18 protein-coding genes are annotated in these 18080 nt (G+C 35.2%); 2 read left to right on the plus strand and 16 right to left on the minus strand.

Annotated elements, in window-relative coordinates:
- Positions 1–23: 23 nt before the first annotated feature.
- Positions 24–1406: a bifunctional UDP-N-acetylglucosamine diphosphorylase/glucosamine-1-phosphate N-acetyltransferase GlmU gene (glmU, locus tag IGJ50_RS15455; protein WP_429951275.1), complete on the minus strand. Its 1383-nt coding sequence runs from the start codon at positions 1404–1406 to the stop codon at positions 24–26.
- 311 nt (positions 1407–1717) lie between these two features.
- Here glmU and IGJ50_RS15460 point away from each other — a divergent pair, with 311 nt between their 5' ends.
- The gene (locus tag IGJ50_RS15460; protein WP_429951277.1) at positions 1718–2365 is read left to right on the plus strand and encodes a FusB/FusC family EF-G-binding protein; all 648 of its coding nucleotides are present in this window, start codon (positions 1718–1720) and stop codon (positions 2363–2365) included.
- 1826 nt (positions 2366–4191) lie between these two features.
- Here the strand turns inward: IGJ50_RS15460 and IGJ50_RS15465 are convergent.
- The 7 genes from IGJ50_RS15465 to IGJ50_RS15495 form a co-directional block, all read right to left on the minus strand.
- Entirely contained in the window at positions 4192–4941 is a 750-nt protein-coding gene (locus tag IGJ50_RS15465; RefSeq protein WP_207121699.1) for a LytR/AlgR family response regulator transcription factor, read from the minus strand.
- Positions 4938–6239, minus strand: coding sequence for a sensor histidine kinase (locus IGJ50_RS15470; RefSeq protein WP_429951279.1), 1302 nt, complete (start codon positions 6237–6239; stop codon positions 4938–4940). Before IGJ50_RS15470 ends, IGJ50_RS15465 begins: the two co-directional genes overlap by 4 nt.
- Positions 6240–6356: 117 nt before the next feature.
- Entirely contained in the window at positions 6357–6947 is a 591-nt protein-coding gene (locus IGJ50_RS15475; RefSeq protein WP_429951281.1) for an accessory gene regulator AgrB, read from the minus strand.
- 230 nt (positions 6948–7177) lie between these two features.
- On the minus strand, positions 7178–7507 hold the full coding sequence (locus tag IGJ50_RS15480) for a LytTR family DNA-binding domain-containing protein (protein ID WP_069639122.1): 330 nt from the start codon (positions 7505–7507) through the stop codon (positions 7178–7180).
- A gap of 20 nt (positions 7508–7527) precedes the next feature.
- The gene (locus IGJ50_RS15485) at positions 7528–9432 is read right to left on the minus strand and encodes an ATP-binding cassette domain-containing protein (protein ID WP_429951283.1); all 1905 of its coding nucleotides are present in this window, start codon (positions 9430–9432) and stop codon (positions 7528–7530) included.
- 10 nt (positions 9433–9442) lie between these two features.
- Positions 9443–11356: an ATP-binding cassette domain-containing protein gene (locus tag IGJ50_RS15490; protein ID WP_429951285.1), complete on the minus strand. Its 1914-nt coding sequence runs from the start codon at positions 11354–11356 to the stop codon at positions 9443–9445.
- Between the two features lie 25 nt (positions 11357–11381).
- Positions 11382–12476: a metalloprotease gene (locus IGJ50_RS15495; RefSeq protein WP_429951287.1), complete on the minus strand. Its 1095-nt coding sequence runs from the start codon at positions 12474–12476 to the stop codon at positions 11382–11384.
- Between the two features lie 247 nt (positions 12477–12723).
- Between IGJ50_RS15495 and IGJ50_RS15500 the strand changes: the two genes are divergently transcribed.
- Entirely contained in the window at positions 12724–13164 is a 441-nt protein-coding gene (locus IGJ50_RS15500) for a hypothetical protein (RefSeq protein WP_069639118.1), read from the plus strand.
- 618 nt (positions 13165–13782) lie between these two features.
- Here IGJ50_RS15500 and IGJ50_RS15505 read toward each other — a convergent pair.
- The 8 genes from IGJ50_RS15505 to IGJ50_RS15540 all read right to left on the minus strand — a co-directional run bounded on the left by IGJ50_RS15505 (position 13783) and on the right by IGJ50_RS15540 (position 17760).
- A complete protein-coding gene (locus IGJ50_RS15505) occupies positions 13783–14232 on the minus strand; it encodes a GNAT family N-acetyltransferase (RefSeq protein WP_069639117.1) in 450 nt (149 codons plus the stop codon).
- Positions 14233–14266: 34 nt separating this feature from the next.
- A complete protein-coding gene (locus tag IGJ50_RS15510) occupies positions 14267–14503 on the minus strand; it encodes a hypothetical protein (RefSeq protein ID WP_069639116.1) in 237 nt (78 codons plus the stop codon).
- Positions 14504–14559: 56 nt separating this feature from the next.
- Positions 14560–15030: a hypothetical protein gene (locus IGJ50_RS15515; RefSeq protein WP_207121696.1), complete on the minus strand. Its 471-nt coding sequence runs from the start codon at positions 15028–15030 to the stop codon at positions 14560–14562.
- Between the two features lie 271 nt (positions 15031–15301).
- Positions 15302–15697 carry a hypothetical protein gene (locus IGJ50_RS15520; RefSeq protein ID WP_069639114.1) on the minus strand — a complete coding sequence of 132 codons (396 nt, stop codon included), beginning with the start codon at positions 15695–15697 and terminating at the stop codon, positions 15302–15304.
- A complete protein-coding gene (locus tag IGJ50_RS15525) occupies positions 15694–16272 on the minus strand; it encodes a hypothetical protein (RefSeq protein ID WP_429951290.1) in 579 nt (192 codons plus the stop codon). The genes IGJ50_RS15520 and IGJ50_RS15525 overlap by 4 nt, the downstream gene beginning before the upstream one ends.
- Entirely contained in the window at positions 16215–17132 is a 918-nt protein-coding gene (locus tag IGJ50_RS15530) for a hypothetical protein (RefSeq protein ID WP_429951292.1), read from the minus strand. The genes IGJ50_RS15525 and IGJ50_RS15530 overlap by 58 nt, the downstream gene beginning before the upstream one ends.
- A complete protein-coding gene (locus IGJ50_RS15535; protein ID WP_429951294.1) occupies positions 17116–17370 on the minus strand; it encodes a hypothetical protein in 255 nt (84 codons plus the stop codon). The genes IGJ50_RS15530 and IGJ50_RS15535 overlap by 17 nt, the downstream gene beginning before the upstream one ends.
- Positions 17371–17562: 192 nt before the next feature.
- On the minus strand, positions 17563–17760 hold the full coding sequence (locus IGJ50_RS15540; RefSeq protein ID WP_207121695.1) for a TIGR04197 family type VII secretion effector: 198 nt from the start codon (positions 17758–17760) through the stop codon (positions 17563–17565).
- Positions 17761–18080 lie beyond the last annotated feature (320 nt).

Raw genomic sequence — 18080 nt, forward strand, 5'->3', positions numbered from 1 at the left:
ACAAAAATGCAGTCATCTTTTCTTTATTTCTCGTTATTCATATAAGGCATGTTTTTCCCATAACCTTCTTTATTCACTTGCCTAGCACGAGCAATCGCTAAGTCAAATTCTGCTACATCATCGGTAATCGTTGATCCTGCTGCAATAACTGAATTCGCCGCAACGTTCACAGGAGCAATCAGGTTTGTTGCTGAACCAATAAATGCATGATCGCCAATAGTTGTCCGGTGCTTGTCTTTCCCATCATAATTAACGAAAACCACACCACAGCCAACATTGATATCTTTACCCAAGTCTGCATCACCAACATAAGTCAAATGACCGACTTTCGTATCTTCTGCCACTGTCGCATTTTTGATCTCCACAAAGTTCCCCACATGAACACGTTCGCCGATCTCAGCGTGTGGGCGGATATGAGCAAAGGGTCCAACATCCGCATCTTTGCGAATAATACTTTCTTCAACGACTGATTGTGTGATTTTTACATTATCTTCGATGACACTATCAACGATTTCTGAATGTGCGCCGATCATACAATCTTCACCAATCACTGTCTTCCCTTTTAAATGAACACCAGCTTCAATCACGGTATCTGAACCAATCACAACGCCTTCATCAATATAGGTTGAATCAGAATCAACAAATGATACACCATTTCTCATATGCATCGTGTTTAAACGACGATGCATAATTTTATTAGCCTCAGCCAAAGCCACACGATCATTGATTCCCATCGCTTCTTCAAAGTCAGCCATTTGATATGCGGCAACTGTCTTGCCTTCTTTTTTAAGGATCTCAATAATATCCGTTAGATAATATTCCCCTTGTGCATTGTTGGTATTAATTTTAGATAAGGCATTGAATAGTGCTTCATTATCAAAACAAAATGTTCCAGTATTGATTTCTTGCACACGCGCCTCTTGCTCAGAAGCATCTTTTTGCTCCACGATTTTTTCAACAATCCCTACATGATCACGAATGATACGACCATATCCAGTTGGATCGTCTGCATGAGCGGTCAAAATCGTCGCACTGGCATTTTTTCCTTGATGATAGTTAAAAAGATTCGATAAAGTTTCAGCAGTTAGTAATGGTGTATCTCCTGTAATCACAAGAGTAGTGCCTTGTTTTCCTGCTAAATGTGCTTCTGCTTGCAACACCGCATGCCCTGTTCCTAATTGTTCAGCCTGTAAAGCATATTGGCTACGTTCACCTAAATGGCTTTTGATTGCCTCGGCACCATGACCGACGATCGTCACAACTTCACTTGGATTCGTCTTTTCTACTTGATCCATGATGTGTTCCACCATTGGTTTTCCAGCGACAGGATGCAGCACTTTATATAGTTTTGACTTCATGCGTGTTCCTTTACCAGCAGCCAGGATGATGACATATCTGTTTTCCAATTGCTTCACTCCTAAGATTTGTTTTATTTTTAATCGTTTAGTTTAATTTAAAATAGCGCCATGTTTTAGTTTAGCCTACTCTTTATGGTTTTTCAACTGAACCAATTGCTTTTTTGCTATACCAATTTATAATTTCAGACCTTTGCGTTATAATGAAAGAAAATTAGGGGGTGATAATATGATACTTAAACAAACACACGTATCTCAATCAAAAGCCCATTCAAGTTTGACATAATAAAGTACTTTGGTTGTTGAAGGATTGCCTTTACGCAAAGTACTTTATCACTTGAATGATAGAGAGGAAATCCATTATGATGAAACAAATACAACCCTATCAATTTAATTTTATTCGCAAACAAGCCAATATTTTACTGCAAGCCCATTTATCTGTAAATGATAAAAATACAATCAAAACACTACAAGCGATCGTTCTTGAGAACATCAATGAACAGTTTGGTGCGGATAAAAATCAGTTACAGCCATTGCTAGAAGGATTTTTAGAAGCTGCGACTTCTAAACCTAGACTGGAACATTATTTGGAAGGGTTAAAAGAAGCAGTCATTCCGTTTGCTCCGCCTTCAAAACAACAACTGACAAAGCTCTTTAAAAAGACGAAGAAATTGAAAATCCCAGAGTGGGAAACAATGGACTTGCGTGATTATACCTTTTATAACTGGAATGATAGTGGGAAACAGCAAAAATTCATTATCGCTTCCATCTATGGACAGCTAGTCGGTGTTTCTGGAACAATTTCTCCTACGACGCAAAAAGGCATATGCCCGATTTGTCATGAAACGTCAGAAGTTTCGATGTTTTTGTCTAAGGTGAAAGAATCTGGTGATGGGATGTATACGAAGCGTGGGAATTATATTTGCTACGATAGTGAGAAATGTAACCATAATATCGAGCGTAGAGAAGAGTTGGAAGCGTTCGTTCAGAATGTGAAGTTTATGAAATAGTTCATAAACAAGCTGAATCATTGTTCTTCTTAAAAAGAGTCTTTATCAACGAACGTTGGCAAAGACCCTTTTTATCTATCTTGTCTCACTCGCTAACAGTATGAATAAAAAAACACAAAGATCAATAAATATTACTATATCTATTGCGAATATCTATGTAAATTTGATATAGTTATAGGTAACTGAATAATTAGAAAACAAGTAGCACTCCTAATACTATCAAATGGAGTGTGATACATGAAAAATAATTGTAAACTCACTTTGGTTTTGGTAAATAAATTACGTGAGGGTCAGAATGAAACAAAGTACACTTATATGTACTTTTTTGCTTAACTATATCAGCGGATTTCCAGCATGGATTTCTGTGATTTTATTTGTTTTGGTATTATTTATGGATATTCCTGCATTAATTATCAGAGAACATCATAAAACTAAAAGAACTAAAATCAGATGTAAAAGCAAAAAAAAGACCAACAAGAAGTTTTCGAAGGCATCTTGTGGTCAGTTAAAGAAATAAGTATGTAATGCAATACTTTTTTTGATACTAAATCAGGAATGCCAACTTGTTTTTGCAAGCCTAATTATTTAGGTTACGTATCAAAATTAGTAGCAAAAGAAGTCTGACGCCAATCAGGCTTTTTTTGTTTCATAATATCTACAAATCAATCTTACCACATGTTTTTCTTCATCTCAACTACTTTTGTTTCAGTTTAGCGTATAAAAAAAAGCTTAGACAGTTATTTTTAGCCACGTAAGCATTCGTCCATGAACGAACGTCAAACAACGCAAATAAATCTTAAAAAATCCCATACTTTTATCATATTTGTCCATTTTTTTGGACTCTTTTGATAATTCAAATTCTTTCACAAGTATTCTATTGACTATCCCAACCCCTTTAAGTTAGAATAAATTTACAACATAAAATAAAAAAAGGCGCCCTGTCAGAAGACGGTAATCTTCAAAACAGGGCCCTGTATTATCAGCACAAACTAATAATACAAGTTGCCTCGCCAATAATTTCTTATTGACTACCCTTATTGTACTAAAAGTAAGAACGGATTGCCATTCTTTTTTACGTACTCGATCCTGGTAGTGAATGGTTATTTAACGAACGCTTCATGGTATTAGTAGCTGACTAATATCATTTTTTTGTGTTTAACATCAGGTAATTAGAGCGAAAAACAAAATAAAAAGGCACTCTGTACAAGGGCGGTAACCCAAATACAGAGCCTCATATTATCAGCACAAACTAATAATATAAGTTGCCGAAGTCAATATTTTCATATCGACTCTTTCATTTTACTCAATTTTTGTAAGAAATACTAGTGTTTTTTACAATTCTTGTTTAGATTGAAGCAGTTGGTGGGTATTTGTTGCACTTTTGTACGGTATTAGTTGGTAGCTAATGCCGTCTTTTTTCGCTCTTTTTATACATCGTAAGCACCTTTCTCTCCTTTCAAATACGACTCCTTTCGTATTTGCATTCTACCAACTGGTGCTTACGATCGGGTATCTTCTGAGTGATCGCTACCAGGCATTTTTCATTCAATCAAAAAAGGCAGCTGAGTCAATGCGTACAAAATAGGACAGAACACAGAACCAGTAAATAATTTTCAACCCGATTGAAGGATAAAATGTCCCGTTCTACTCTTAAGATAGCCGTACCCTTAATACTTGATTTAGCGGAAAATCAAGTATTGAGTAAAAAATGCGCAAACGACCAGAACTTGCGGATTTCAAGCTGCTGCTTATCGTATTATCACAACCAACCATTTTTTTGCTATCACATGGTAAGCAGCAGCTTGTTTTTATCCATTTGTCTATTTTCACCGAATCAACCGAACCTCTTCTAATTTATGGATTAATTCTTTCACTTTATTTCTCGCAATCATACACTGTTCCTCTCCATCAAAAAAGGCGAGCTTATTCACTCTGTCCACAGACTGAATATTGCCAACATTGAGAACATACGAGCGATGACAACGATAAAAACGAGAATCCATCGCTTCGATTTCTTGAAGCTTAGCATAAAATTCCGTGTATCGATTTTTTGTGATCAAGCGGATCTTGTGGGTGATTTCCGTTGTCTCAAAAAATAAAATATCCGCAAAAGGAACTTGAAAATCGGAATGTTGATTTTTAAACACAAATGCATCAGAAGCAACCAACTCTTTTTTATTGGTAAATGCAATCTCCAGACATTCTTCGACACGTTTAGAAAATTCAGTTTCATCAAACCCCTTGTCAATAAAATCCAAAGCAGTCAATTTATATTTGAAGGTAATGGGTAGAAATTCAGAATGAGTAGAAACAAAAATCAATTGTCCAAAAGGGTCCAGCAGTCTGATTTCTTTGGCTAGCTCCAGTCCTGCCTGTTGCTCTCGTTTGATTTCAATATCTAAAAAATAAATATTCGCACCGTTTTGACTATTCGCAATTTCAGCCAGTAATTCTTTGGGTTTCGATGTCGCAATAAGCTTGGTACACATCCAAAGGTTTTGCTTTACGATTCGCTCGATCATTCGTTTTAAGTACTGCTGCTGAAACAAATCATCCTCTAGTATAAAAACATTCATCCTGTTGCTCCTTTCTTCTGAATCACTACTGTGTGCGTAAGATGATTTGCTTGAAACTCTGTCTCTAACGACGCATTAGGATAATTGCCTAAAATATCTTTTACGATCGCTAAGCCTAAACCACGTTGCTCTCCTTTGGTGGAATAGCCTTTAGTAAACATCTTTCGCTTGTCGATCACGGTGTCTCGTGTGGAATTGTTAATAATAATAACTTGCTTATTTGTTTCTTGAATCAAGCAAATCGTCACTTGTTTTTGATCTGAAATACTAGCTGCTTCAATCGCATTATCTAAAAAGATTGAAAGAATCCGAATAAAATCTAATGTATTAAAGTAGGATTCTTCTACCTCATTCAAAATTTCTATATTTACAACAATCTCTTTTTGAAGGGCTGCCAACAGTTTTGCCGAAAGGATTCCCTTTACAGCTGGGATTTTGATTTTCCTAAGCTGTATCAGATCATATTTTTGATTTTGTAATGATTGTTTCACTTCACTTAAAACATCCGTGTAAATTTCTTTCACCTGTGCCATATCATTTTCTTCGATCCCAGTTTTCAAGCTAGCAATAATGTTCACATAATCGTGGCGAATACTACGGATTTCTCCATATAAAGCTTCAATTTGGGCGGTATATTCCGTTAGATCGTTCAGTTGCATTTCCTTTAGTTTCTCCAGCTGTTCTTTTTGGAGTAGTTGCGTTTTCATATTCAAATAAAACAACAAAATAAGAATAATCACAAAAAAAGCAAAGGTTTTCATCACATTCAATCGGTCTATATTCTGGCTTCTTAGTTCGAAAAAATAACCAATAAACTGAATGGTGCATAAAAGGAACAGCAAGGCATTAATATTGACCAGAATTTTTTTATTGATCTGTTCATAATTTTCTACTAGAAAATCAAAATTGGTTTTGAACAGATGAAGCATCAAGGTATTCATAAAGAATGGTGCCAATTGTAACAATAGCGTGATCGGAATATTCGTCAAAAAAAACTTGTCGATCAGCAACTGCACGATATTTCCAATCACGGATAAAATTGTCACGCTGTAAATGGCGTAAAAGGCAGCTAGATGCTTTTTATTCTTTAAATGATGCCGTATTCCTATCACGTAGAAGTATAGGATAATAATTAAATAGAAAAAATAATTCATAAAGGACAACGTAAGAAAGGCCACTAAAAAGAGTCCTACAATTTCCTTCCAGAATAGTGTTGATTTACTGATTTGCTGATAAATCAGCATAAGTGCTACAAGTTGAATCAAAAGTAATACTAGAAGCGTAATACTCGGAATCATTTCGACGTCTCTTTAGACTTGTTCAGCTTTGGATGTGTTGGTTCATAGAAAAAATAAGGACAAACGTATGAAGTATTGAGCAAATATTTTCGAATTAATTTTTGGATTTTCACATTTTTAATCATTTTTATTTCCTCTTTTCATTAATTGATAGAAACAGGGATGGATCGTCATTGTTTCAACACCTATGCCTAAGAGCATTAACGTGCGTAAATCGGCTACGGGTGTTACATAAGCAAATACTAGTAGGAGGCATGTGACGAATAATGCTTTTTGCTTTAATTTTCTGCGTAATACAGCATCCGTTATCGTTCGCTTCTCTGTCCCAGCAGGCGCATAGGTCCAAATAGTCGCACATATCCCCATCGCAAGAATGATAAACAACGATGTGTTCACCGTAACCTGCAATGACTGTACAAGATTAGGAAGCAATATAAAGATAAAAATCGAACTAAGAGTACACCCTTTTGAAGACTGGGCGTGCCATCCTCCTGCAAACAGTCGAATCAAAAAATAAGACAAGTGAACAATCAATGTTGTTTGAATAGTCAGAAAAATATAAGAAAAAAGATAAATAATGATGACTTTCTCTAGATTAATCAGTAACATTTCTAGATTATATACTGCATAGGCAAATTCCTCTGTTGATAAAAAATGATCACAATTGAGTTTCTTTCTAAGAATAAATAATGAAATCGAATGATACATACTTTTCCCTCCTTATGACAATTTAATTATACAAAAGAAAGGAAATGTTTTAGTCATTATACACCCCAAACCGTTCGTTTTCCACCTCAAAATGTTTTCGCCTTGTAGAAAATAATGAAAAATTAGCTTCTCACTTATTGTTTTAGCTTGAAGATGGTCAATAATTTACGCCAAATAGACGAAGGAACAGTCATTATTTGTTGTTCCTTCGTCTGTTGCAATTTAGTCTCCTAATATTCTAACCAAGATAGACGCAAATTCTGGTAGACACGTCTTGAAATATTACATGTTTCCTGAGGGCTTTCAAAGAAGATGATTGCTCGTTTCTTTTTATCGATTCCTTTGATTGCTTTAGGATTGACTAAGGTCGTTCGATGACAACGAATGAGCGCAGGATATTCTACTTCTAGTTTATCTAATGAGCTATAGATATAGTGACTATTTTTTAAGGTAACGATTTTCAATTTATGCGAATTTTCTGTCGTCTGAATATAGAGAAGTTCACTGAATGGAACCAAAATCGTTTCTTTCTGATTATCAATTAATACACCTTGAACCATTGAAGCTGCTCCTTTCTGTGTTATTCAAAACGCAATGCTTCCAAAGGGACTTTCTTACTAGCTGACCTAGCTGGAAAATAGGCTGCCAATACACCAATCAAAACACTAAAAGCCAATAACATGACGATAATTGCTACATCAAACGTAAAGAACTGAAACTTGATCGACTTAACAGCGTGTTCGATCACTGCATTTAAAGCATAAGAAATTCCTAGTGCAGAAACTAAGCCCAAGACACCACCTGCCAATCCAATCAATCCACCTTCAACAAGAAATAAACGCTGAATGTTCGTAGGTGTCGCACCTAAAGCTTTCATAATACCGATTTCTTTAGTTCGTTCCGTCACACTGATATACAATACAACACAAATCAATAACGTAGAGACAACTAATGAAATCGACGATAGGACGACCAAAATACTTCTGGCAATATTCAAGTAATTCTTCATTGATGTTAATGTATTATCTTCAGAAGAATAGTTCATTTTCGTTAGTTGTTTCATTAGTCCATCGATACTGTTTAAATTTTTTGGAACGATGGTAAAGTAATTCGTCAGATTTTTGGTGGATTCGTCCTTTTGCATCAGTTGCTGTGCACTTTTATAGGATAGCTCAACTCTTGCTTGATGCTGTTCTTCATCTTTGAAAATACCTATGATCGTAAATTCACTACTTACTACAGGATAGACGGCTGTTGTATCCGCTGTAATCAACTGCGTTTTTACTGTCACTTTTTTATTTAAAGCTTCTGTTGACTGTGTGAATAATTGCTTCGCTATCTCTTCTGACAAAGCGATTTCACCTGGATTTAAAGGAACTTCCCCCAAATCAATATAATTCTCAGAAATAGTTGATTTTTTTGGTGCAATATTGATTGCTTCAGCCTGTAGCTGCTTTTCTCCATACTCTAATTGTGTACGGAAACGGTTCGTTTCATAAACAAGAGCCACATCATCCACTGTCGCTAACTTCTTTTTATCTGAAACAGGCGATAGTTGCTTATCTTCTTTGGAAACAACAAGTGTATTTTCACTCACTCGGTCTGAGGCAATCGTATTCATTTGCTTTGTTAAACCTGCTACTAAAAACGTGATCATCAAAATACCAAAGATTCCTACAGAAGCGCCTAAAGCTGTAATAAATGTTCTTGCTTTCCTTTTTTTCATATTGCTAAATGCCAATTTAAGGGTCGATAACAACGAAAAATTACGAACAGCGTTCACCACTGCTTTTGAATGAGCAACTATCGTTGTTTGCTGTTGGATTTCTTCAATTTTGCCGTCTTTCAAATAGATGATTTGATCTGCAAGTGAGGTATATTTTTTTGAATGCGTGATGACGACCACTGTTTTGCCAGCCTCTTCACTAATTTCTTTTAAAACAGCCATTACTTCATCTGAATTTTTACTATCTAAAGCCCCTGTTGGTTCATCTGCAAGAATGACGTTTGGATCATTGGCTAAAGCTCGGGCAATAGCAATCCGTTGCTTTTGCCCGCCACTTAATTCGCCTGGTCGGTGTCGGCTATACTCTGTCATATGAACTTTTTCTAAAAGAGTTTGCGCTTTTGCCCGCCTTTTTTTCTTCTCTACACCTGCAAGCATTAAGCTGATTTCTACATTTTCCAGAGCAGTCAAATGGTCTAAAAGATTGAAGGATTGAAAAATAAACCCAACATTTTTTTTCCTAAACTCAGCCCATTCCTTTTCTGAATAATCAGTGACTTCTAGATCATCATAGTAAATTTGACCGCTACTTGCCTGATCGATCCCACCAATAATATTCAATAAAGTGGATTTCCCACTTCCGGATTTCCCTGAAATATACGTTAAACCCGAATAGATATCAAAAGAAAGTTCTTTTAAAACGGTTATCGTTTCATCTTTTAGTTGATAACTTTTCGTTACATTTTCAATACGAATCATTTTCTCACCTCTATGGATTATTTAAAACGGAAACAATTGATGCTTTTGCTGCTTTTCTAGCAGGTATGAAGGAAACAATCATGCCTAATAGCACACTAAAGACAAGCATGATGATGATTGTGCCACCATTAAACTCAAGTAAGGAGGTAGCAAAGTCTAGTTTGTTTTTTAGTAAGTAATTCGCAATTGTCCCAATCACTAAACTCAACAGAACACCGGTAAATCCACCTAATAAGCTGATCATCGCACCTTCTGTTACAAACAAACGTCGCACATCACTTCTGGCTGCACCAATGGATTTTAAAATACCGATTTCTTTTCTACGTTCGATCACACTAACATAAATCACAATTGCAATCATGATCGCTGCAACGACTAAGGAAATACCTGCTACTAAGCCTAAGAAGACAAAGAGAATGGTGATATACTGTTTGCCTGTTTCGGTATCTTCTTCAGGTGTAACGGAGATGTAGCCCTCTTTTTTTAGTGATTTATTGACTTTTTCACTAGCTGCAACAGTATCGAAGAGTAAAATCATTCCCGTTGACTGCTTTGCTGTTAAGTCAAAATCATTCGTTAAAGATTCCGCTAAAGAATGGGAAACATAGGCTAGATTTAGCAGTTCTACGATTTTCTTTCGCGTCACTCCTGAAATGGTTACCTTTCTTTGCGACGTTGGCATCATCTCACTTTTTGACATTAATTGTGTCACTAGCTCGATTTCTTGTCCTATTGCTTTTTCTGCACTGCCAAAAAACTGATCTGCTGTGTCTTCGGGGATAGCTATTTCTGTGTCTTTGATCGGCATTTGCCCACTCTCTAAAATACTTTCATTGTACAAAGAGATATTTTTCTTATCTAAAGCTGTATACAGACTCATGTTTTGGACCTTTTCTCCACTTTTCAAACTCGCTGAAAAAACATAATCAGTTACTGCTTCTTTCACTCCCGGTTGTTTCGCAAGCTCTGCCCTGGTTTCCTCTGAGAGTAAACCGTATCCAGCTTTATTCACCATTAACAATTGGTTGGTTTGATAGATACTAAATTCATTTTCAATATACTTGTTCATTCCTAGACTAAAGAACGAAATCAGTAAGACCGACATGATTCCAATTGAGGCACCCATAGCCGTTAGGAATGTCCGGCTCTTTTTACTGTTGATATTGCGAAAGGCTAGCTTCACAACAGCGGCTAGCGACAATCTTTTTTGCCTTAATTTATTTTTAGCTGATTGGACTGAGCTATTGGTCGCTATCTGTGTTTCATTGATAATCTTCCCATCCGCCAATTCAATGATTTGATCTGCCAGTTCCATATAGTCTTGTGAATGCGTCACGATGATGACCAGCTTTCCTTGTTCAGAAATTTCTTTGAAGAGGGCCATAATGTTATCTGCGTTTTCTGAATCCAATGCACCCGTCGGTTCATCTGCCAAGAGGATTTCTGGATCATTAGCCAAGGAACGAGCAATTGCTACACGTTGTTTTTGTCCACCGCTTAATTGATTTGGAAAATAGTCCCTTTTTTCCCACATATCTACCTTTTTCAATAATGCTTCTGCTTTTGCATTCTGTTCCTTTTCATTAGACTTCCCTAACATTAAACTCAATTTAACATTTTCTAAAATCGATAAGTGGTCGATCAGGTTATACTGCTGAAATACAATCCCCATCTTACTTTGGCGGATCGCAGCCCATTTTTTTTCACTCAAGGTTGCTGTATCTGCTCCAAAAAGGCAGTAGCTGCCTTGATCGATCTGATCCAACCCACCAATAATATTCAGCAGAGTAGATTTGCCACTGCCTGATTCCCCTATTAGGTAAACCAGCCCAGGTTTTGTTATCGTTAGCTGGATATCCTTTAATACTGGAACCGTTTCTTTTTTTAATTTATAGCTTTTGAAAACAGACTTAAGTTCAATCATTACACATTTCACTTCTTTCTATTATTTAGTTCTCTCTCCGTACTTTTACAATCATTCTTAGCAAATAAAAAATCATGGCGAACCCAAGAATACCTTGGAAAATAGTTAACCCTGTGGAAAAAACATTATTGCTTTCAAGTTTTATTTTTGAAATACCTAAAATCATACTAATAATCATTACCGACATAATGAGGAGATTCATGATTCCATAAAATTTTATAAGTCCAGCTTTGCTTTCTTCATATTTATTAAACAGAACATCTTTTTTCTTGCCTAAAGCTAATTTAATCGACTTGTCATAGAGATTGGGAATATTTAACAGAGTTGAAAGTATCCAATAGCCATCTAGTTTCGTCACAGGCAAAAGATTGGACAGCATCATGATCAAGTTCCAGAAAATGAATGTATTTAACAACGCATTTGCTCCGCCCATACGGATAGATACCATCACAGATAACGCTGTAATGATAAATTGAACCATTACCCCTGCTAACAATGTAGCCAACGTTTTTCTTTTTTCATTAAATTCTCTGACCCCACTCACATCACAAAATAGCGCTGGTGAACCACAAATAAATAAAAAACCAATTTCTTTCACTTTTCCACCGTGATACTTGCAGACCAAGCCGTGCCCTAGCTCATGACAGAACACTGTTAAAATTGTTCCTGTATAAAGGATCAGAATATTTTTCACTGTTATGTCATAAGAAATATTAGTGAGAATCATTTGGGAATGCAGTCCCCACTCCACAATCCCTCCTAGACAAATAGCACCCAAGATTAAAAGGAACAGTCGGTTAAAGAGCTTATTTTTGAGTAAATGGTCTACGACCCACTGAAATTGATTATCAGGATTGAATACCTTGATTCTGTAATAGAGCCAATTCTTTTTTTCTACTTTTTTCTCCCCTAATACACCTAGCTCTTCCAACGAGTGAATAAAGCGTTCTATTTCCTCGATAGGAACCCCATATTGTTCGGAGATCGCTTCTAGTGAACGTCCTTCCTTTAATTCTGTTAGAACTTTTCCTTCTGAAATACCTAATCGAAAATATTGATCTTCTTTTAGGACAACATAATGATCTTCTTTTTCTGTTATCTGTAAATCAGTCATTTTCATTTTTTCGTCCTCCAATTTTTATTGATACTATGACTTTATCGAATATGTTAAAGGAAGAGAATCGTGTTTCATAAACGGTAATTTTTCCGCCGTGAATGGTTCATTCAAGACAGTTCGCGACAAAAAGCGAACTGTTTGAAGGGAGAGAAGTATTTATTTGAAGAAGCACTGTATAGTTAGTGGTGTAGCAAGGATAACACGTACAAACTTGATAAGATCCGTTGTAAATTGAAAGGAGGATCGTCACATGGGGAGCAATGAATTACTACATTTGTATTCAATTATCTATGAAACTGAATATACAAATATAACGAAAGCGCTAAAAGAAGTCGCAGAAGAAGATGTGTCTACATCATACGTATGCATGAAAAATGAGCGCTCATTTCATCACTTGCCCGTAAAAAATTCTTTAAGCCTCTATTTTATTTACATTCCAACTGTTGAAACATTTATGCGGTTTAGTAAAGAGTTTTTAGCCCATGATAACTATCTGCCTTTACACTTTATCGTGATCTGTTCCAGTCTATCAAAAGAGCTCATGCTGTTGAGTTACAAGTACAAAATAAGAACATTGGCTTTTATTGATTCCGCAAAATCGAAGCAGACTTGTAAACAGGAAATCAGAGAGTGTGTTGATTATGTCAAAGTTATCCAACAACAAGTAGATAAAAAGGAGGGACTAAGATGATGACTTTAGCGCAAGTGGAAAAATTTGAAACAGTAGCAGCTCCAGGGATCGTGGCAAATATTATTGATTTCTGTCACGGACTCGTTGACGGAATCAGAGGTTAATTTGAACCATTAAAGATTAAAAAAAGGAGGAACTAAAATGATGATTTTAACTCAAGTTGAGAAGTACGAAGCAGTCGCAGCTCCAGGGATCGTGGCAAATATTATTGACTTCTGTCATGGACTTGTTGACGGAATTAGAGGTTAATACGACTATTTTTATTAAAAAAAGGAGGGGTTTTCAATGGTCTTAAAGCAAATCGAAAAGTATGAAGAAGTAGCCGCGCCGGGATTTTGGTATAACGTAGGCTATACAATTGGTTCAATTGTAGGAGCTTTCTTTTAAGAAATAGTAGCAATTATTTGAATAAATTTTTATAGAAAGGAGCAAATTATGATGACTTTATCTCGTATCGAAAAATATGAAGAAGTAGCTGCACCAGGTTTTTGGTATAATGTTGGCTATACAGTTGGTTCAATTGTAGGAGCTTTCTTCTAAGAATAAGAAGAAAAAGACACTTTCCATTGTTTGGAAGGTGTCTCAGACTGTAGACGATGTCCTGAAATGGGATGATGTCTACAGTTTTTTCGTTTGTCCTTTTGATACATCGTTCTTATGATGATTTATTATAAGAGAGCACTGAAAACGCTCAACATTAGGATATTTTTCACCTAGGCTATTTATTTTAAACCCATATTTTTGATAAAAGCCTACTGCTTCGTTGTCTGTCTCAGCGATTATCATTGATGGTTTATATACTCTTTTGATAAAATCAATCATTTCACTAGCATTTCTATTCCTCTGATAAGGTTTTCCAACAGCTATATGAGTAATTGTTAATGAGTTTCCGTCGGATATATTAATGCCTATACAACCTACTGCCACATTATTACAACGCTTTACATACAAGTGTTTATTAGAAGGTCCTAAGTAATCTTCCAATATTTTTTCACTATTCTTTTCTGACGTTGCAAGTGTGAGCAATTTTAGTATTTCTGTGTCCATACTATTGATTTTATCGATCATTAATTTACCTCCTGTTAACAGCATTTTTTGAGAATCAGTGATAATTTTTTTCTACCAAGTCAAACATTTCTATTTGTTCTGTTGTTGCAGGTATGTAACTAAAGTCATCTTTTTCTATTAAATAGGGACTATAAAACATTTTCCCTGTTGATTCTTGTAAAAATAATGAGACGAGACCACCATAAGCGAACAAATCATCCCAATGAGGGACAATTTTATATATATTCCCTTTTTTATACAGATAGTCACCCATTTTATGATTTTGTCGCATTTTTCTACCCCCCTTCTATTGATACTTTTGGGAATTAATTATTAATGTACACATTACTACTCTAATTCATTCAATCTTAGTTTATATAGATCTACATACATCCAAAATAAAATAAACGAAAATATTATTGAAGCTACAGCCAAAACAATTAACATTACTTGTATGCCAAAATTTTGTTCTATTGATAAAAAATAATATGGAGCCATTATTTTTTGTATTTCTATATTATTTATGAAAATTACAAGTATCACAAAGATCATACAGACAGTAGTAAACAATTTCCCAATTTTAAAAAAAAGGATTTCTTTGCTAAATACTTTTTTGATTGTATCATTATGTTCTGTTTTATCTGCTATTCTTTTTGAAAAGATATTAAAGTGACCTTTAATAAGGATACAATAAATGATATCAAAAAATAGAATAAGTACTGTAACAATAGAAAACAATCCAAAATAAGGATTTAAGTATAAACAAATACCAGATAAAATAGTAAATAACCACCACTTGTTTTTTAGCTTGTTCATCATGATCTATCACCCTCTTTCCTATTGTTTTTAAGCAACATCTGATTAAGCTACCTAATTCAAAATGCTATTGTATACAATAATCAATCACATATATATATATAAATTGAAAAAGTGATCTCACTGCAGCTGTGCAAAATCACTTTTGACTACTTACTAATTTGTTATAAAATATATGGTTCATTCCTTAGCCTAAAACCATATTTTCGGGATAGGTGAACTCTTATAAAATTTTACATAATATCTTGTAACTCTTTCATCTGGTGTTATTTATTTAGAGAAGCTCAGAATCATTTTTTGGTCCTTCTGGAAAACTTTGAAGAAATTTACTGTGAAACTCATATAAGTCATCAAAATCACTACTGAGACTCGAATAGATACCAATTAACTTAACCATATTTAGTTTAAATTTGTACATATAATTAAGCTCTTCCATGCTCTTAGTCACATCTATACTATTCAACTCTGTCATAATTTCTTTCATATTTTTTAGTTCATCAATAATGTCATCTATCACATCTTCTTTTAAATCATAGACAATGCTCTTTTCTCCTTCTGCAACATCATTATCTATTTTAAATGCTGTTAAATCAATCTTATTACCATTTTTTTCATTTACTTGTTCATACAGTTTTAATAAATCAAGAAAAACTTGCGAGCTTATCGTCATTTTAAAACTCTCCCCATCCCTTTTGCTGTTTTTTCAACATTTATTGATCCATCTAGGTTCAATACTTTTTGGAATCTTCCGTTGCTATTAAATACTTCCAAATGATCTTTATGTAACCCATCTAGATAAATTTGATCTCCATTTTTCAATCCATATTCTTTTAGATTTTTATTTCCAACTTTATAAACATTCTGTCCATCCACACGTTTTTTAGTTTTTGAGGTATTCGTCTTAAAATCAAATCCAAAGTCTGTATCAAAAAATTCATCCATGTTATTAACAGACTTCCCAGAGTCATAACTATAACCGTCCCCAAGGTTCCCCCAAGCACTTGTAAACACACCAGTTCCATGACCAGATATTGCTAATCCACTTGCATTAATTGCAGGAACAGCAACTACTCCTGCACCACCTGAAAAGACAGTGAACGCTGCTGAACCACCAAAGGCCCATATTCCTCCGCCGATAAACTCTGCTCCACCTTGTACTAAAGAAGTTAAGTCTGCTACAAATTGCCCTACAGCATAATTTTTTGTTCCTGAAAATTCTGCGCCAAATTTTCTTTCCCAAACCATTCATTTAATAAAGATTTACCATTATTATTAGCCAACTGATCAATAAATCCAGACCCGAAGCCTTTAATCATATCTATATTTTGCGTCCTAATAGATTCTTGCAATGTACTCGTTAATTCTGCATCAAATTTTCCATCAACATACACACCCAAGACATTCCCATATTCATCAAATTTTGTTATAATCTCTTGATTTGCAAGAGTATATGCTTTTACTTTAGCATCAATTTTTTTCTGGCGATCTCCCCAACGAGTCGCAATTGGCTTTGCCCAATTCATGTCTAATTTCTTGATATCAAACGTCCCTGAAGCAGCATTCCATGCTTTACAGTCCTTCACTTGGGCAAGACCTTTGTCTAATTCCTGTTGTGACGAGTTGTATTCATCAAAGTAGCTTGCTGACTGCGCACTGTATGCACGAAACTTTTCTAGCTTCTCTTGTCTCTTTTGCATGGCTTCGTAGGCATTCATCGATCGTTTTTCCAAATCTGGTCTAGGTGTTTTCGCATCACGTATTAGTTCGTCAATCGTATGCAATAACGCCCTGTAGTCGTCAATTTCTGCTAAGATTTTATCCTCATCCATATCCATACCACTAACCGTTGATTGATACTCACTTAGAAATTTCTTGTGGGCATTAGCTAATGCTTCACCTGTCATAATAATAGACTGGCAAATTGGCGTGTAGGCAACCATAAAGTAACTCTTTGCAGAATCATAGGCTTTACTGGATAAAGGGGCAGATAGAAACGAACTTACGCTTTGTTGTAAAGAAGCGGCCGCTTGTTGGGCTTGTGTACTAACTTGTGCAGCCTGTGAGCTTCTCGTTTGTGCTTCTGATACACTAAATTTTAGTCCCACTAAGATTCTCCTTTCCTTCCGATTTTAAGAAAGTTCGTTGATCGAAACGGACAGAATCCTCTTGCTCTAACAAGTTCTTACGTTCTTGTGCCAATTGTTCTTGTTCTTCTTCAAATTCCTGTAATGCTTTACGTGACAAATGGAAACCCTCGTCTTGTCGCTCTTCAAAAAAGGGTCTTTCTTCTGGATCTACTTCATTCAACGAATGTTCATATAGTTTGTGTTCTTGTTGTTGCACCCTATAAAAGCGTTCTTGTAATTGTTCAATGAAATCCTTGCTCTTTTTTATTCTCTCGTTGTGCTTCTTGAAGTTCCTCCAATTGATTATTGAAACGATATTTTTTTTCGTCAAAGAGTTGTTGTGCTATTAATTTTATTATCTCAACCCTCCAAAAGAAAGAGTCGGTAACTGAGCAATTTTTTGATCAATCTATTCAAACTCTTTGGCGACAGAATGAATGTTGTCCCCTGCTTGTACAACACTGTTAGAGATCCCTTTTAGACTAGATTGAAAGGTTGAAAAACTCTGTATTGCTGCACTATTTCCTCCAACATTGGTTTGTCCTGAACTAACAGAGACAGAAATTCTATTTAATGCGCTTGCAGATTGGCTGAATAAAGCTGACACGCCCCTGCTACACTGGTTGTGCTATTAATAAACAACTATAGCCTTCCTTTTGTAAAATACAGTTTGCTATCATTAGTTTAAATGAATGTAACTAAAAAGGGAAGACTCTTTGACATTATAGAATGAAGATAAGCACCTCGACGGGAACTCTAATTATTTGTAAAATGTCTATTTCCAATAACGAACGTTTTTGGTACAAATAAAACATCTATAAATTCCAGGTATTTTTATCTATTTTCAATCATGTCTTGTTTGTTGTAAAATATAAAGAAGTATATTTACATAAATCGAATTATTCTAAGTAATTTTATTAAAATTTT

It is taken from the genome of Enterococcus sp. AZ101 (genome assembly GCF_050499005.1).
Lineage (GTDB): Bacteria > Bacillota > Bacilli > Lactobacillales > Enterococcaceae > Enterococcus_L > Enterococcus_L ureilyticus.

Bases quoted from the DNA above. Each gene is read 5' to 3' on its own strand.
- IGJ50_RS15510 (WP_069639116.1), bottom strand. From the start codon at position 14,503: ATGCGACAAAATCATAAAATGGGTGACTATCTGTATAAAAAAGGGAAT.
- IGJ50_RS15525 (WP_429951290.1), bottom strand. From the start codon at position 16,272: ATGGTTTGGGAAAGAAAATTTGGCGCAGAATTTTCAGGAACAAAAAAT.
- IGJ50_RS15520 (WP_069639114.1), bottom strand. From the start codon at position 15,697: ATGACGATAAGCTCGCAAGTTTTTCTTGATTTATTAAAACTGTATGAA.
- IGJ50_RS15495 (WP_429951287.1), bottom strand. From the start codon at position 12,476: ATGAAAATGACTGATTTACAGATAACAGAAAAAGAAGATCATTATGTT.
- IGJ50_RS15460 (WP_429951277.1), top strand. From the start codon at position 1,718: ATGATGAAACAAATACAACCCTATCAATTTAATTTTATTCGCAAACAA.
- IGJ50_RS15505 (WP_069639117.1), bottom strand. From the start codon at position 14,232: ATGATCGATAAAATCAATAGTATGGACACAGAAATACTAAAATTGCTC.
- IGJ50_RS15470 (WP_429951279.1), bottom strand. From the start codon at position 6,239: ATGATTCCGAGTATTACGCTTCTAGTATTACTTTTGATTCAACTTGTA.
- IGJ50_RS15490 (WP_429951285.1), bottom strand. From the start codon at position 11,356: ATGATTGAACTTAAGTCTGTTTTCAAAAGCTATAAATTAAAAAAAGAA.
- IGJ50_RS15485 (WP_429951283.1), bottom strand. From the start codon at position 9,432: ATGATTCGTATTGAAAATGTAACGAAAAGTTATCAACTAAAAGATGAA.
- IGJ50_RS15500 (WP_069639118.1), top strand. From the start codon at position 12,724: ATGGGGAGCAATGAATTACTACATTTGTATTCAATTATCTATGAAACT.
- IGJ50_RS15475 (WP_429951281.1), bottom strand. From the start codon at position 6,947: ATGTATCATTCGATTTCATTATTTATTCTTAGAAAGAAACTCAATTGT.
- IGJ50_RS15465 (WP_207121699.1), bottom strand. From the start codon at position 4,941: ATGAATGTTTTTATACTAGAGGATGATTTGTTTCAGCAGCAGTACTTA.
- IGJ50_RS15480 (WP_069639122.1), bottom strand. From the start codon at position 7,507: ATGGTTCAAGGTGTATTAATTGATAATCAGAAAGAAACGATTTTGGTT.
- IGJ50_RS15515 (WP_207121696.1), bottom strand. From the start codon at position 15,030: ATGATGAACAAGCTAAAAAACAAGTGGTGGTTATTTACTATTTTATCT.